Source organism: Cupriavidus sp. 05N39 (assembly GCF_056397325.1).
On the sequence record NZ_JBFTNE010000045.1, the window covers coordinates 21,264 to 36,676 of the forward strand.

The 15,413-nt window shown below is 63.5% G+C and carries 13 protein-coding genes; 1 reads left to right on the forward strand and 12 read right to left on the reverse strand.

All coding sequences use genetic code 11. The features are described from left to right. Positions 1 to 26: 26 nt before the first annotated feature. The 9 genes from phoU to AC1DN0_RS21760 all read right to left on the reverse strand — a co-directional run bounded on the left by phoU (position 27) and on the right by AC1DN0_RS21760 (position 10,166). On the reverse strand, positions 27 to 731 hold the full coding sequence (phoU, locus tag AC1DN0_RS21720) for a phosphate signaling complex protein PhoU (protein ID WP_035860529.1): 705 nt from the start codon (positions 729 to 731) through the stop codon (positions 27 to 29). Positions 732 to 787: 56 nt separating this feature from the next. After that, the gene (gene pstB, locus AC1DN0_RS21725) at positions 788 to 1,576 is read right to left on the reverse strand and encodes a phosphate ABC transporter ATP-binding protein PstB (RefSeq protein ID WP_006157701.1); all 789 of its coding nucleotides are present in this window, start codon (positions 1,574 to 1,576) and stop codon (positions 788 to 790) included. A 53-nt stretch (positions 1,577 to 1,629) separates the two neighbouring features. Continuing rightward, positions 1,630 to 2,532 (reverse strand): phosphate ABC transporter permease PstA, encoded by a 903-nt coding sequence (pstA, locus tag AC1DN0_RS21730; protein WP_441627449.1) that lies wholly within the window; start codon positions 2,530 to 2,532, stop codon positions 1,630 to 1,632. Beyond that, positions 2,529 to 3,494, reverse strand: coding sequence for a phosphate ABC transporter permease PstC (gene pstC / locus AC1DN0_RS21735; RefSeq protein ID WP_477145995.1), 966 nt, complete (start codon positions 3,492 to 3,494; stop codon positions 2,529 to 2,531). Before pstC ends, pstA begins: the two co-directional genes overlap by 4 nt. Positions 3,495 to 3,736: 242 nt before the next feature. Then, positions 3,737 to 4,771, reverse strand: coding sequence for a phosphate ABC transporter substrate-binding protein PstS (gene pstS / locus AC1DN0_RS21740; RefSeq protein ID WP_441627453.1), 1,035 nt, complete (start codon positions 4,769 to 4,771; stop codon positions 3,737 to 3,739). 259 nt (positions 4,772 to 5,030) lie between these two features. Beyond that, positions 5,031 to 6,377 carry a phosphoglucosamine mutase gene (gene glmM, locus AC1DN0_RS21745; protein WP_477145996.1) on the reverse strand — a complete coding sequence of 449 codons (1,347 nt, stop codon included), beginning with the start codon at positions 6,375 to 6,377 and terminating at the stop codon, positions 5,031 to 5,033. Between the two features lie 87 nt (positions 6,378 to 6,464). Then, entirely contained in the window at positions 6,465 to 7,262 is a 798-nt protein-coding gene (gene folP / locus AC1DN0_RS21750; protein ID WP_441627455.1) for a dihydropteroate synthase, read from the reverse strand. A gap of 251 nt (positions 7,263 to 7,513) precedes the next feature. Continuing rightward, complete coding sequence (ftsH, locus tag AC1DN0_RS21755; RefSeq protein ID WP_477145997.1) at positions 7,514 to 9,397, reverse strand: ATP-dependent zinc metalloprotease FtsH; 1,884 nt, start codon at positions 9,395 to 9,397, stop codon at positions 7,514 to 7,516. Positions 9,398 to 9,500: 103 nt separating this feature from the next. Then, a complete protein-coding gene (locus AC1DN0_RS21760; protein WP_035860545.1) occupies positions 9,501 to 10,166 on the reverse strand; it encodes an RlmE family RNA methyltransferase in 666 nt (221 codons plus the stop codon). Positions 10,167 to 10,360: 194 nt separating this feature from the next. On the opposite strand from AC1DN0_RS21760, the gene AC1DN0_RS21765 reads away from it, so the two are divergent. After that, positions 10,361 to 10,858 carry a YhbY family RNA-binding protein gene (locus tag AC1DN0_RS21765; protein WP_035860547.1) on the forward strand — a complete coding sequence of 166 codons (498 nt, stop codon included), beginning with the start codon at positions 10,361 to 10,363 and terminating at the stop codon, positions 10,856 to 10,858. 85 nt (positions 10,859 to 10,943) lie between these two features. Here the strand turns inward: AC1DN0_RS21765 and AC1DN0_RS21770 are convergent, their stop codons facing one another. The 3 genes from AC1DN0_RS21770 to carB form a co-directional block, all read right to left on the reverse strand. Continuing rightward, the gene (locus AC1DN0_RS21770; RefSeq protein ID WP_477145998.1) at positions 10,944 to 11,447 is read right to left on the reverse strand and encodes a DUF4149 domain-containing protein; all 504 of its coding nucleotides are present in this window, start codon (positions 11,445 to 11,447) and stop codon (positions 10,944 to 10,946) included. Between the two features lie 10 nt (positions 11,448 to 11,457). Continuing rightward, on the reverse strand, positions 11,458 to 11,934 hold the full coding sequence (gene greA, locus AC1DN0_RS21775; RefSeq protein WP_035860659.1) for a transcription elongation factor GreA: 477 nt from the start codon (positions 11,932 to 11,934) through the stop codon (positions 11,458 to 11,460). 224 nt (positions 11,935 to 12,158) lie between these two features. Next, complete coding sequence (gene carB, locus AC1DN0_RS21780) at positions 12,159 to 15,407, reverse strand: carbamoyl-phosphate synthase large subunit (RefSeq protein WP_477145999.1); 3,249 nt, start codon at positions 15,405 to 15,407, stop codon at positions 12,159 to 12,161. Between the last annotated feature and the right edge of the window lie 6 nt (positions 15,408 to 15,413).

A 15,413-nucleotide genomic window follows, 5' to 3' on the forward strand; every position in this document is an offset into this window, starting at 1 on the left:
GTAGTTTTCTCCGCAGTGGCGCCGTTTTAACTCAGCGCTTCGCGCTCCATGTCCTCACGCGAGGCGTGGCGGACGTCGGTTCCCTTGACGATGTAGATGATGAATTCGGCGATGTTCTTGGCGTGATCGCCAATACGCTCGATTGCCTTGGCGATGAAGAGGAAGTCGAGCGCGACCGAGATCGTACGCGGGTCTTCCATCATGTAGGTGATGAGCTTGCGCACAAAGGCGCGGAATTCTTCATCAATGGCTTTGTCTTCCTTGACGATCCGGGCCGCGGCCACGGTGTCCAGGCGCGCAAAGGCGTCCAGAGCCTGGCGCAGCAGCGCGATGGCCATATCGCCCGAGAGCTTCACCTCGGAATAGTTGATCTGGTGGGCACCCGAATCTTCCATGATGTGCTTGGTGCGTTTGGCGATCTTCTCCGCCTCGTCACCGGCGCGTTCCAGATTGGTGATGGTCTTGGAAATCGCCATCACCAGGCGCAGGTCGCGCGCGGTCGGTTGCCGGCGCGCGATGATATTGCCGCAATCGGCATCGATCTCGAGCTCGAGCGCGTTGAGCTGCTGCTCGCGCGCGATCACCTGGTCGGCGAGATCGGCATCGAACTCCGATAGCGCCCGCATGGCGATTTCGATCTGCGACTCGACCAGACCGCCCATCTGCAGCAGCTTCGTGCTGATGGCGTTCAGGTCGGCGTCGAATTGGGTCGACAGGTGCTTGTCAGACATGTTGTTCTCCTAGCCGCTCTATTTGCATGCTATGCGTTACGTGCACAACGCTCAAATCAGCCGAAACGGCCGGTGATGTAGTCTTCGGTTTCCTTGCGATGCGGCTTGATGAAGATCTTCTCGGTCTCGCCGAATTCGATCAGTTCACCCAGATACATATATGCGGTGTAGTCCGAGCAGCGCGCGGCTTGCTGCATATTGTGCGTCACGATCACCACCGTATACTCATCCTTCAGCTCCGCAATCAGTTCTTCGATGCGCCCGGTCGAAATCGGGTCGAGAGCAGAGCACGGTTCGTCAAGCAAGAGCACTTCGGGGCGGATGGCGATGCCTCGTGCGATGCACAGGCGCTGCTGCTGCCCGCCCGACAGACCATAGCCCGACTGGTTGAGCTTGTCCTTGGCCTCGTTCCACAACGCAGCCTTGGACAGTGCCCACTCAACGCGGTCGTCCATCTCGGAGCGAGACAGCTTCTCGAACAAGCGCACCCCGAAGGCAATATTGTCATAGATCGACATGGGGAACGGCGTGGGCTTCTGGAACACCATGCCAACCTTGGCGCGCAGCAGGGCGATGTCCTGCTTGGCGGTCAGCAGGTTGTCGCCGTCCATGTTGATCTCGCCCTCGGCTCGCTGCTCCGGGTAGAGCGCGTACATCTTGTTGAAGGTACGCAACAGGGTCGACTTGCCGCAGCCGGACGGGCCGATGAAGGCCGTCACTTTGCGCTCCGGGATCGACATGTTGACGTTCTTCAACGCATGGAACTGGCCATAGTAGAAGTTCAGGTTGCGCACGTCGATCTTGGCGCGGGTCGTGTCGGGAATGTCGATGACGGTCGAGGTCATGCTCGTCTCTCGCAAGGAATTTCGGGAATGCCGTGTGGCTATCACGCCGCTGGTCATTTCTTGAACAGAATGCGGGCCAGGATGTTCAGCGCCAGCACCCCAACGGTAATCAGGAACACGCCGGCCCAGGCCAGTTGCTGCCATTCGACAAACGGGCTCATGGCGAAGCGGAAGATGGTCACCGGGAGGTTCGCCATCGGCTTGTTCAGGTCGCTGGTCCAGAACTGGTTGGACAAGGCCGTGAAGAGCAGTGGCGCGGTCTCGCCGGCGATGCGGGCCACCGCCAGCAGCACGCCGGTGACGATGCCCGCATAAGACGACTTCACCGTGATGGACAGCACCATCTTCCACTTGGGCGTGCCCAGGGCGAAGGCCGCCTCACGCAGTGCGTTCGGGACCAGGTTCAGCATGTTCTCCGTGGTACGCACCACGATCGGGATCTGCAGCAGCGCCAGCGCGCAGATGCCTGCCCAGGCGGAGAAATGGCCCATGCGGGTCACCACCAGCGCGTAGACGAACAGGCCAATCACGATCGATGGCGCCGACAGCAGGATGTCGTTGATGAAGCGGATGAAGCTGGCCAGCGGCGAAGTCTTGCCGTATTCCGCCAGGTAAATGCCAGCCAGGATGCCTAGCGGCGTGCCGCACAGCGTGGCCAGCCCGACCATCACGAAACTGCCGTAGATTGCATTGGCCAAGCCGCCGCCGGCGGTGTTCGGCGCCGGCGTCATCTGCGTGAACAGGTCCATCGACAGCCCGCCCACCCCCAGCGAGATGGTGGTCCACAGGATCCAGGCCAGCCAGAACAGGCCAAACCCCATGGCGCCCAGCGACGCGGTCAGCGCATAGAAATTGGTGCGACGGCGGCGCGCCTGCAGGCGCTTGCGCATTGAGTCCGCATCCGGACTGACTGCCGGAATCGAGGAGGAGGAGGAAGACATTGCGGCTTGGCTCATTTTGCGCCCTCGTTCTTGGCCAAGCGCAGCAGAAGGATCTTCGACAGCGCCAGGACCACGAAAGTGATGAAGAACAGGATCAGGCCGAGTTCCATCAGCGCAGCAGTGTGCAGCCCCGCGCCGGCTTCGGCGAACTCATTGGCCAGCGCCGAGGTAATGCTGTTGCCCGGCGAAAACAGCGAGGCGCTGTCCAGCAGGTTGGTATTGCCGATGACGAAGGTGACCGCCATGGTCTCGCCCAGCGCGCGGCCCAGGCCCAGCATCACGCCGCCGATCACGCCGGCCCGGGTGTAAGGCAGCACCACGCGCCACATCACTTCCCACGTCGTGCAACCGATGCCGTAAGCCGATTCCTTGAGCAGCACCGGCGTGACTTCGAACACGTCGCGCATCACCGAGGCAATGTAGGGAATGATCATGATCGCCAGGATCACCCCGGCGCACAACAGGCCAATGCCCAGCGGCGCGCCCTGGAACAGCTTGCCGATCAGCGGCACCTGGCCCACCGTGGCGGCCAGTGGCTTCTGGAAGTACTCGCCGAAAATGGGCGAGAAGACCAGCAGGCCCCACATGCCGTAGACAATCGAGGGCACCRCCGCCAGCAGTTCGATGGCCGTGCCGAGCGGACGGCGCAGCCACGCCGGCGACAGTTCGGTCAGGAACAGCGCAATACCGAAGCTGATGGGCACCGCGATGATCAAGGCGATGAGCGAGGTCACGATGGTGCCGTAGATGGGCACCAGGGCGCCGTAGACATCGGCGGGTGGATCCCACTCGGCGGTCCACAGGAAGCGCAGGCCGAAGGCCTCGATGGTGGGCCACGCGCTGATCGCGAGCGATACGATGATGCCGCCCAGCAGCAGCAAGGTCACGATGGCGGCGCCGCGCGTCAGGCCACCAAACAAGATGTCACCGGTACGGCTGGGTGGCCGCACAGCGGATAGATCGGATGTAGTCGCCATGATGTGGTTTTTGAGTTCGGTTAAGGGCAGGTCGCCGGCTGCTCCGCCCGCTCAGGCTCGTGAGCCGGCGCATTGCGCTGCGGGTGCCAGGATGTTTGCCATACGTTCTGCGTTGCTGTTTCTGCTGTGATGCTGCTCTGCTGCTGCGTAGTACTTTATTGCCTGCCCGGCGCCTTTTGGGCGCCAGGCAGGCGAAGCTGCAACCCCGGCCCGCACATGCGGCCGGGTTCGCAGCCGGCCGATCAGTTGTACAGTGCCTTGCCCGAACCGTCCTTGACCGAGCTCTTCCAGGTCGCGCGGATCTGGTTCACCACGGCGTCCGGCAGCGGCACGTAGTCGAGATCGCTGGCCATGTTGCCACCGCTCTTGTACGCCCAGTCGAAGAACTTCAGCACTTCCGTGCCCTGTGCCGGCTTTTCCTGGTTCTTGTGAACCAGGATGAAGGTGGCGCCGGCGATCGGCCATGCCGCCTTGCCAGCCTGGTTGGTCAGGATCTGGTAGTACGTCTTGCTCCAGTCGGCACCGGCAGCAGCTGCCTTGAAGGCATCGTCGCCCGGCTGGACCACGGCACCCGAAGCGTTCTTCATGTTCAGGTGGGTCATCTTGTTCTGCTTGGCGTAGGCGTACTCGACGTAGCCGATGGCGCCGTTCAGGCGCTGCACGAAAGCAGCGACGCCTTCGTTACCCTTGCCACCCGTGCCGCCGCCCGGCCAGTTGACCGTGGTGCCCTCGCCAACCGAGCTCTTCCACTCGGGGCTGACCTTGGTCAGGTAATTGGTGAAGATGAAGGTCGTGCCCGAACCATCGGCACGGCGCACCGGCAAGATGTCCTGGTTCGGCAGCTTGGCGTGCGGGTTCAGCGCCTTGATGGCGGGATCGTCCCACTTCTTGATCTTGCCCAGGTAGATGTTGGCCAGCACTTCGCCGGTGATGGTCAGCTCGCCCGGCTTGATACCTTGCAGGTTGATCACCGGCACCACGCCGCCGATCACCGTGGGAAACTGCACCAGGCCTTGCTTGGCGAGTTCCTCATCCTTCAGGGGAGCGTCGGAAGCGCCGAAATCGACGGTCTTGGCGCCAATCTGCTTGATACCACCGGACGAGCCGATGGATTGATAGTTGACCTTGTTACCCGTTGCCTTTTGGTATGCGTCGGCCCACTTGGAATAGACGGGCGCCGGGAAGGATGCGCCAGCACCGGTAATTTCCGCCGCGAACGCAGTGCCCGCCACCACCAACGACACGATGCCTGCAACGGCAGTCTTGACCAGCTTCATATGTCCTCCAGAGACATGGTTGGGGAATGACAATTTTTTGACAAGTCGAACTGTATGCCCCCTGTATGACAATTCCATGACATCACGAGATCTTCTTGCTGGCGACTGGGAAGTTAGCCTCGACTCACATAAAACAGCTGCCGCTCACCTCCCTTCCGCTCTCGCTTCTGGCCTTCAACTCCGCCGGTTAATTGCTGATTGGAGCAAAAAAATGCCGGGCAATGCCCGGCATTCCTGACCGCGTCGAATCAATCGATGCTCAGGCCCGCAACGCGTCCGCCAGCGTCTGCGCCGCCTGCTCCGCGGTATCGGCCTGCTCGGCCTCGACCATCACGCGCACAACCGGCTCCGTCCCCGACGCACGGATCAGGACACGGCCGCGGCCTTCCAGTTGCGGCTCGATCACAGCACGCGCCGCGCTCAGTCCAGCGTGCGACTGCCAGTCGAAGCCTTTCTCGACGCGCACGTTGATCAGCGTCTGCGGGAACAGCGAAACGCCTTCCAGCAACTGGGCCAGGCTCTTGCCGCTACGGCGCAATGCCGCCAGGACCTGCAAGGCGGACACGATGCCATCGCCGGTGGTGTGCCGGTCGAGGCAGAGCAGATGGCCCGAGCCCTCGCCGCCCAGCGTCCACTTGCGCTTGTTCAGTTCCTCCAGCACATAGCGGTCGCCCACCTTGGCGCGCACGAACTCCACGCCCTGGCGCTTTAGCGCCAGCTCGACCGCCATATTGGTCATCAACGTGCCCACCGCGCCCTGTACGGCCTGCCCCGCATGGAGACGATCCTGCACGATGAGGTAAAGCAGTTCGTCACCGTTGAACAGACGGCCGTCGCGGTCCACCACCTGCAAGCGGTCGSCATCGCCRTCGAAGGCCAGGCCCAGGTCCGCGCCATTGGCCTTGACAGCCTCGATCAGCTTCTCAGGCGCGGTGGCGCCATAGCCCGCATTGATATTGCGTCCGTCTGGCTGGTTGCCGATCGAGATCACGTCGGCGCCCAGTTCGTGGAAAACGTGGGGGGCAATGTGATAAGCGGCCCCATGGGCGCAATCCACCACCAGCTTGAGCTTGTGCAGGTCCTGCTCGTAGGGGAATGTGCTCTTGCAGAACTCGATGTACCTGCCGGCGGCATCCTCGATGCGGCGTGCGCGGCCGAGATCGTCCGAGCGCACGCACACCATTGGCTCTTCCAATGCCTCCTCGATCGCCATTTCCACCGCGTCGGGCAGCTTGTCTCCGTCTGCCGAGAAGAACTTGATGCCGTTGTCGTAGTAGGGATTATGGCTGGCGGAGATCACCACGCCCGCCGACAGGCGAAGGGCGCGCGTGAGATACGCCACGCCCGGCGTCGGCAGCGGCCCGGTCAGCAGCACGTTGACGCCAGCCGAGGTAAAGCCGGCCTCCAGTGCGGCCTCCAGCATATAGCCGGAGATACGCGTGTCCTTGCCAATCAGCACGGTCGGACGCGCCTGGTCTTGCTGCTTCGCGCCATGGGCGAGCACCATGCCCGCCGCATAGCCCAGGCGCATCACGAAGTCGGGCGTGATCGGCGCCTCGCCTACCCTGCCGCGCACCCCATCCGTGCCGAAGTACTTGCGTGTCATAAGGTCTTTCTCCCGTTGTTCTGTCTTGCGATGCCGAATGCTAAGGGCTAAATGCGCAACGCTGGATGCCAATAGTCAAAACAAATGTTAACTGGCAATGGTTTCATGACGGATGGCCCACCAGATCTTGAGGGCATCCACGGTTTGCGCTACATCATGCACGCGCACGATATACGCACCCCGCTCCGCCGCGCACACCGCCGCGGCCAGGCTGGCTGCGACGCGTTCCTGCGGTGGGCGGCCGCCCAGAATCGTGCCGAGCGTCGACTTCCGTGACAACCCCACCAGTAGGGGCAATCCTTCCACGGCGAGTTGCGGCAACTGGCCCAGCAAGCGCAGATTATGATCCGGCGTCTTGCCGAAGCCAAAACCCGGATCGAGCGTGATGCGGGCATCGTCGATGCCCGCATCACGCAGCACGCCGATGCGCTCCCGCAGGAAGTCGGCCACGTCGCGTACCACGTCCTCGTACTGTGGGCGCTCCTGCATGGTTTGCGGATCGCGTTGCATGTGCATCACGCACAGCGCGGCCTGCCCGGCATCCGCCCCGCTCACCGCCTCGACCGCGCCGGGCATGCGGAAGCCCCAGATGTCATTGATCAGGTCGGCACCGGCGGCCAGCGCGGCGCGCATGACTTCCGGCTTGTAGGTATCGATCGACAAGGCCCGGCCACAGTCGCGCAGCGCCTCGACCATCGGCAACACGCGCTCCAGTTCCTGCTCCAGCGGCAGCGCCGCCGATCCTGGCCGGCTCGACTCGCCGCCAATATCGATGATGTCCACGCCTTCGGCAATCATGCGTTCGGCATGCCGCAAGGCGGCATCGCGGCCGGCATGCTGGCCACCATCGGAAAAGGAATCCGGGGTGACGTTGAGAATACCCATCACCAGGGGTCGGCGGTCACGCGCGAATCGGTAGCGGCCGCATTGGAAATACGAATCAGTTGAGATCGACGACAAGATACGAGAGCGAGAGACGATAAAGGAAACCTGGCTGTGCAATATGCGGCGCCAGCAAAGCAAAAGCCGGCGCACAAGGCGCCGGCTTCAGGCTTGGTGAACAAACGCTACAGCCACCACTACGGCACCAGGGCTACTGGTCCGCCGACGTCGTTGCCGCGCGCCGGCTATGCCGCTCAGGCCGTGGCGGGTGCGTTGGCGGGGGCCACCGGCGAACCACCCGACGGGGTGTTGCCACCACCGTTCTGGCTGGAGGCACCACGCGGCGGCCGCGGCGGCTTGCCTGCCATGATGTCGTTGACCYGGTCCGCGTCGATGGTTTCCCACTCCATCAGGGCCGCGGTCATTGCCTCGACCTTGTCGCGGTTTTCCTCGAGCAGTCGCTTGGCCAGGTTGTACTGTTCGTCGACGATGCGGCGGATTTCCGCGTCGACCTTGACCTGGGTGGCTTCCGACACCGTCTTGGACGACATCTTGCCGAACATGCCATCCTGCTCGGTATCCACATACACCATGGTACCCAGCGTATCGCTCATGCCGAACCGGGTGACCATGTCGCGGGCCGTCTTGGTGGCACGCTCGAAGTCGTTGGAAGCACCGGTGCTCATGGCGTTGAGGAAGACCTCTTCCGCCGCGCGGCCGCCAAACAGGATGGCGATCTCGTCGAGCATGTTGTCCTTGTACTTCGAGTACTTGTCGTGCTCAGGCAATTGCCAGGTCACGCCAAGCGCCCAGCCGCGCGGCATGATGGTGACCTTGTGCACCGGATCCGCCTTCGGCAGCAGCTTTGCCACCACCGCATGGCCGGACTCGTGGTACGCGGTAGCGCGGCGTTCCTCTTCGCGCATGACCGTGGACTTGCGCTCCGGACCCATGTAGATCTTGTCCTTGGCGTCCTCGAAGTCCTGCATGTCGACCACGCGCTTGCTGCGGCGGGCGGCGAACAGTGCGGCTTCATTGACCAGGTTGGCCAGATCGGCGCCCGAGAAGCCCGGGGTACCGCGTGCGATTACCGAGGCGTCGACGTCGTTGCCAATCGGCACCTTGCGCATATGGACCTTCAGGATCTGCTCGCGGCCGCGGATGTCGGGCAGGCCGACGTACACCTGGCGGTCGAAACGGCCCGGGCGCAGCAGCGCCKKGTCCAGCACGTCSGRACGGTTGGTGGCSGCGATCACGATCACACCCGAGTTGGCCTCGAAGCCGTCCATCTCGACCAGCATCTGGTTCAGGGTCTGCTCGCGCTCGTCGTTGCCGCCGCCCATGCCAGCGCCGCGGTGACGGCCGACCGCATCGATTTCGTCAATGAAGACGATGCAGGGCGCCTGCTTCTTGGCGTTCTCGAACATGTCGCGCACACGGGCCGCGCCCACGCCGACGAACATTTCAACGAAGTCCGAACCGGAGATGCTGAAGAACGGCACCTTGGCTTCGCCGGCGATCGCGCGCGCCAGCAGCGTCTTGCCGGTGCCCGGAGGGCCGACCAGCAGCACGCCGCGCGGGATACGGCCGCCCAGCTTCTGGAATTTCTGCGGATCCTTGAGGAAGTCCACCAGTTCGACCACTTCTTCCTTAGATTCATCGCAACCGGCGACGTCCTGGAAGGTGACCGCGTTCTGGTTTTCATCGATCAGGCGTGCGCGCGACTTGCCGAAGGAAAAGGCACCGCCTTTGCCGCCGCCCTGCATCTGCCGCATCATGTAGAACCAGAACACGATGATCAGCAGGGTGGGCCCGAGGTAGTACAGGGCCTGCACCAGCATGTTGGGTTCGTCGTCAGCCTTGCCGGTCACCTGAACGCCGTACTTCATCAGGTCGCCGACCATCCAGATGTCGCCCGGCGAGATGATGGTGTACTTCTGCCCTTCCTTGGGCGTCACCACCAGATTACGGCCTTGCACGTCGACCCGGCCCACCTTGCCGGACTTGGCATCATCCATGAACTGCGAATAGGTGACGCCTTCCTGCGTGCGGGGCTTGTCGAACTGCTTGAAGACGGTAAACAACACCAGCGCGATCACGAGCCAGATTGCCGCCTTTTGAAACAGGTTGTTATTCAAGGCCAAACTCCTTTACGAACGCCTTGCCAACGGGATAGCTGCATTGTAATGCAGCGCCCGGCGTCGGGGGAAAAAGCAAATTGATCGAAGCGATAGGCTCGCTTCACCCCGCCGACTTGAGGTAACGCCCAAGAATGAAGGTCTCTGAAGACTTGTCGCGCGACGCCTTGGGCTTGCGTTTGGCGACCACCTTGAACTGGCGCTTGAACTTCTCCACGATCTGGCTGTAACCGCTGCCATGGAAACACTTTACCAGCAATGAGCCCTCCGGCTTCAGATGCGCCTGGGCAAATTCCAGCGCCAGGTCGCACAAGTAATCGATACGGGCAGCATCGGCAAAGGCTACACCTGACAAATTGGGGGCCATGTCCGACAATACAAGGTCGATCTTTGCGCCGCCGGACGCCTGGAGCACGATTTCCTCCAGCTGCCGGAAAACGTCCTCCTCGCGGAAGTCCCCCTGGATGAATGTGACGTCGGCGACCGCCTCCATGGGCAGCAGGTCGATGGCGATCACCGCGCCGTCGATGCCGCCGTCCTTGGCGCGCGGCGAAGCCGCCAGCTTGTTGCGGGCGTACTGGCTCCAGCTGCCGGGGGCAGCGCCCAGGTCGACAATGACCTGGCCGGGACGAATCAGCTTGTCCTGCTCGTCGATCTCCTTCAGCTTATACGCTGCGCGGGCCCGATAGCCCTCGCGCTGCGCCATTTTGACGTAGGGGTCGTTGATATGGTCGTGCAACCACGCCTGATTGAATTTGTTCTTGGCCATTCCGGAGACATCTGTTTGAGAAAAACGCCGCCGACCCGCGGTCGACCGTGCGTTTTTCACTCGTTTTGCTGATTTTGCAGCCTGACCGTGCCAGTTTGACGGATAATACGCGCCGATTCGCTTTTTCGGCACTTCAGTGCCTTGGTTTGCGCACCACTTGCGCGCCCATTTGCGCCCTCGCCTGCGCTTTACTTATGCCCGCTCTTCAACTCATTCCCGCCCAGCGCTCCGAACTTCGCTCACGTGCCCATGGCCTCAACCCGGTCGTGATGATCGGCGGCGAGGGCCTGACCCGGCCCGTCCTGGCCGAAATCGACCGCAGCCTGGCGTCTCACGACCTGATCAAGATCCGCGTGTTCGGCGACGACCGCGAAAGCCGCATCGCCATGTACGAAGCCATTTGCGAGGATCTCAGCGCCGCCCCGATCCAGCATATCGGCAAGCTGCTGGTGGTATGGCGCCCGGGTCCGGCCGTCCTGAAGGAAAATCGTCCGCAGGAACTGGGCCGCCTGGCCCCGCGTGGCGGCGCCGCGCCGCGCACCGTGACCGTCAGAAAGCCGAGCGCCGCGCCCAATCGCCGCCCCAAGCGCTCGCAAGTGACGGTGCTGGGCAATGAGCGCGTCACCGCTGGCGGCAACGTCAAGCGTGCGCGTGCCCGTCCGACCAGCCAGAAGAAGAAAGCGCTCGACTGAGCGACTGGCCGGCGCCTCCTGACGCGCGCCGGCTTGATATCGGCGCCCCCACGCGGGGGTCCGCCACACTCCTTGCCGGCTTGCCCTACTCGCCCGCCGAACGCGGTGCCGCCGCGCGCCACACCAGGACCAGTGCAAGCAGGCTGTGCGCCAGGTAGAACACGCTGGACACACCATGCAGCATGCCGAACTGCCCCTTATAGGGGGATTCGGACACGCCCACGCCCAGCGCCGTCGCCTTGTCCTTCAGGTTCTCCATGAAGGGCTGGATGCCGAAGTATCCCACCAGCACGCAAAGCAGCATGCCCAGCACCAGCCAGCGCAGCCCCCGGTAGCGCCTCGCGCCACGGCGGATCATCAGGTTGCATAGCGCCAGTTGCAGCACGCYGACCACCACGCCAAGGATTGCCTCGGTCCGGAACAGCTGCCCGGCGATCAGCCCGGCGGTCTCCCGGCTGGGCAGCACCGAAAACAGCGTCGGGGCCACCATGTAGCCCACGGTCCACAGGCTGCCGGCCCAGACTACGGTCAGCAGGAGAAAGATCCGATGCGGCAGCGGCGGCAGGCTCGAGTAGGAGGAGGAGAACACGCAGCCTCGTTCAGACGTAGCGAACCGTGATGACTTCGTACTCGCGCTCGCCGCCAGGGGCCAGCACGATAGCCACATCGCCCTCGAACTTGCCGATCAGCGCGCGCGCGATAGGCGAGCTGACCGAGATCTTGCCGCTGTCGAGGTCGGCCTCGTCGTCACCGACGATCTGGTAGCTCACGGGCTTGCCCGACTCCAGGTCTTCCAGGTCCACGGTGGCGCCAAACACGATGCGGCCATCGGTATCGAGCTGGGTCGGGTCGATGACTTGCGCGGTCGACAGCTTGGACTCCACCTCCAGGATGCGCCCTTCGATAAAGGCCTGCTTTTCCTTGGCGGCGTCGTATTCGGCGTTTTCGGACAGGTCACCCTGCGCGCGCGCTTCGGAAATGGCATTGATCACCGCGGGACGTTCGACGGCCTTCAGGCGCTGCAGTTCCTCTTTCAGCAGCTCGGCGCCGCGCTTTGTAATCGGAATCGTGCTCATGTCTTCGTTCTGCAAAAAAATGAGCCGCAGCGGAGCTGGAGCCATGCACCGGCATCGCTGCCCGGGGCACTTCCGCTCAACCGCGGCCTTTCAGGTTGTCAGGTTGGATCGACCCATTGCCCGGACGCTTGCCCGGTCGGCGGATCGACGGTATTGCTGTTAGTTTAGGCCATGAGGGCTGCCCGCAGCAACTGCGGGCAGCCCAGGGGGCCCAAAGGGGGCCGTCAGGCCAGCGAGGCGTGCAGGCCTTGCAGGTCGTAGACCTCCAGGCTCTGCATGTGCTTCAGACCCTCCACCGCGGCGCGCGCGCCGGCGATGGTGGTGTAGTACGGCACCCGGCTGGCCAGGGCCGAGATACGGATCGAACGCGAGTCGGCGATAGCGGTGCGGGTTTCGTCCACCGTGGTGAACACCAGCGCCAGTTCGCCGTTCTTCAGCATGTCGACGATATGCGGGCGGCCGTCCTTCACCTTGTTGACCACGCGAACCGGGATGCCGGCGGCTTCGATGGCCGAGGCGGTACCGCGGGTGGCAACGATGGGGTAGCCCATATCGTGCAGCATGCGCGCCACGCCCACGGCGTGCGGCTTGTCGCTGTCCTTCACGGTCAGCAGCACCGTGCCCTTCTCCGGCAGGCGCGAACCGGCGGCGAGCTGGCTCTTGAAGAGCGCTTCGCCGAAGGTCTTGCCCACGCCCATCACCTCGCCGGTGGAGCGCATTTCAGGTCCGAGCACCGGGTCGACGCCGGGGAACTTGTTGAACGGGAACACCGCTTCCTTGACGCTGTAGTACGGCGGCACCACTTCGTCATGGATGCCTTGCGAATCCAGCGTCTGGCCGGCCATGCAACGCGCGGCGATCTTGGCCAGCGACAGCCCGGTGGCCTTGGACACGTACGGCACCGTGCGCGAGGCGCGGGGGTTCACTTCCAGCACGTAGACGATATCCTCGCCGTTGACCTGCTGGATGGCGAACTGCACGTTCATCAGGCCGACCACGTTCAGGGCCTTGGCCATGGCGGCGGTCTGGCGCTTGAGCTCGTCCACGGTGGCTTGCGCCAGCGAGTACGGCGGCAGCGAGCAGGCGGAGTCGCCCGAGTGCACGCCGGCTTGCTCGATGTGCTCCATCACGCCGCCGATGAACACGCGCTGGCCGTCGCACAGGGCGTCGACGTCGCACTCGATGGCGTCGTTCAGGAAACGGTCCAGCAGCACCGGGGAATCATGCGACACCTTGACGGCTTCGCGCATATAGCGCTCGAGGTCGCGCGGCTCGTGCACGATTTCCATCGCGCGGCCGCCCAGTACGTACGACGGACGCACCACCAGCGGGTAGCCGATCTCGGTGGCCAGGCGCAGCGCTTCGTCCTCGGCACGCGCGGTGCGGTTGGGCGGCTGGCGCAGGCCCAGCTCATGCAGCAGCTTCTGGAAACGCTCGCGGTCTTCCGCGGCGTCGATCATGTCGGGGCTGGTGCCGATGATGGGCACGCCGTTGGCTTCCAGGTCCAGCGCCAGCTTCAGCGGGGTCTGGCCGCCGTACTGCACGATCACGCCGACCGGTTTTTCCTTGTCGACGATTTCCAGCACGTCTTCCAGCGTCAACGGCTCGAAGTAGAGGCGGTCCGAGGTGTCGTAGTCGGTCGACACGGTTTCCGGGTTGCAGTTGACCATGATGGTCTCGTACCCGTCCTCGCGCAGCGCCAGCGCGGCATGCACGCAGCAGTAGTCGAATTCGATGCCCTGGCCGATCCGGTTCGGACCGCCGCCCAGCACCATGATCTTGCGATTGGTGGTGGGCTCGGCTTCGCACTCGCCATGCTCGGCTTCATACGTGCCGTACATGTAGGCGGTATTGGTGGCGAACTCGGCGGCGCAGGTGTCCACGCGCTTGTACACCGGGCGCACGCCGGCGGCATGGCGCGCGGCGCRCACGGCCTTGGGCTCGGCGCCCATCAGCTTGGCCAGGCGGCGATCCGAGAAGCCCTTCTGCTTCAGGTGGCGCAGCTCGGCGGCCGACAGGCTGTCCAGCTTGCGCGCCTTGACCAGGGTCTCGGTCTTGACGATGTCTTCGATCTGGGCCAGGAACCACGGGTCGATGTCGGTCTCGGCGTGCACTTCTTCCAGCGACRTGCCGATACGGAAGGCGTCGCCCACGTACCAGATGCGGTCCGGGCCGGCTTCGCCGATTTCCTCGACGATCTCGTCGCGGTCGGTGGACTTGTCGTCCAGGCCGTCCACGCCGACTTCCAGGCCACGCAGCGCCTTCTGGAACGATTCCTGGAAGGTGCGGCCCATGGCCATCACTTCACCCACGGACTTCATCTGGGTGGTCAGGTGGCTGTCGGCCTGCGGGAATTTCTCGAAGGCGAAACGCGGCACCTTGGTGACCACGTAGTCGATCGACGGCTCGAACGAGGCCGGGGTCGCACCGCCGGTGATCTCGTTCTTCAGCTCGTCCAGCGTGTAGCCCACCGCCAGCTTGGCGGCAACCTTGGCGATCGGGAAGCCGGTGGCCTTGGACGCCAGCGCCGACGAACGCGATACGCGGGGGTTCATCTCGATCACGATCATGCGGCCGTCGGCCGGGTTGATCGAGAACTGCACGTTGGAGCCGCCGGTATCGACGCCGATCTCGCGCAGCACCGCCAGCGAGGCGTTACGCAGGATCTGGTATTCCTTGTCGGTCAGGGTCTGGGCCGGCGCCACCGTGATGGAGTCGCCGGTGTGGATGCCCATCGGGTCCAGGTTCTCGATCGAGCAGATGATGATGCAGTTGTCCTTTTTGTCGCGGACCACTTCCATCTCATACTCTTTCCAGCCCAGCAGCGATTCTTCGATCAGCAGTTCGCGGGTCGGCGAGAGATCCAGGCCGCGCTTGCAGATTTCCTCGAATTCCTCGCGGTTGTAAGCGATGCCGCCGCCGGAGCCGCCCAGCGTGAACGACGGGCGGATCACGATGGGGTAGCCGCCGGTCGCGGTTTCCTTGGCGATCTGCGTCTGCACGGCCAGTGCTTCTTCCATCGAGTGGGCGATGYCGGACTTGGCCGAACCCAGGCCGATCTTGGTCATCGCCTCCTTGAACTTCTGGCGGTCCTCGGCCTTGTCGATGGCTTCCGGCGACGCGCCGATCAGCTCGACCTTGTACTTGTCCAGCACGCCATGGCGGTGCAGGTCCAGCGCGCAGTTCAGCGCGGTCTGGCCGCCCATGGTCGGCAGGATCGCGTCGGGACGCTCTTTCTCAATGATGCGCTCGACCACTTCCCAGGTAATCGGCTCGATGTAGGTCACATCGGCCGTGTTGGGATCGGTCATGATCGTGGCCGGATTGGAGTTGACCAGGATGACCTTGAAGCCTTCCTCGCGCAGCGCCTTGCAGGCCTGGGCGCCGGAATAGTCGAACTCGCACGCCTGCCCGATGATGATGGGGCCGGCGCCGATGATCAGGATGCTCTTTATGTCTGTGCGCTTTGGCATTGCACG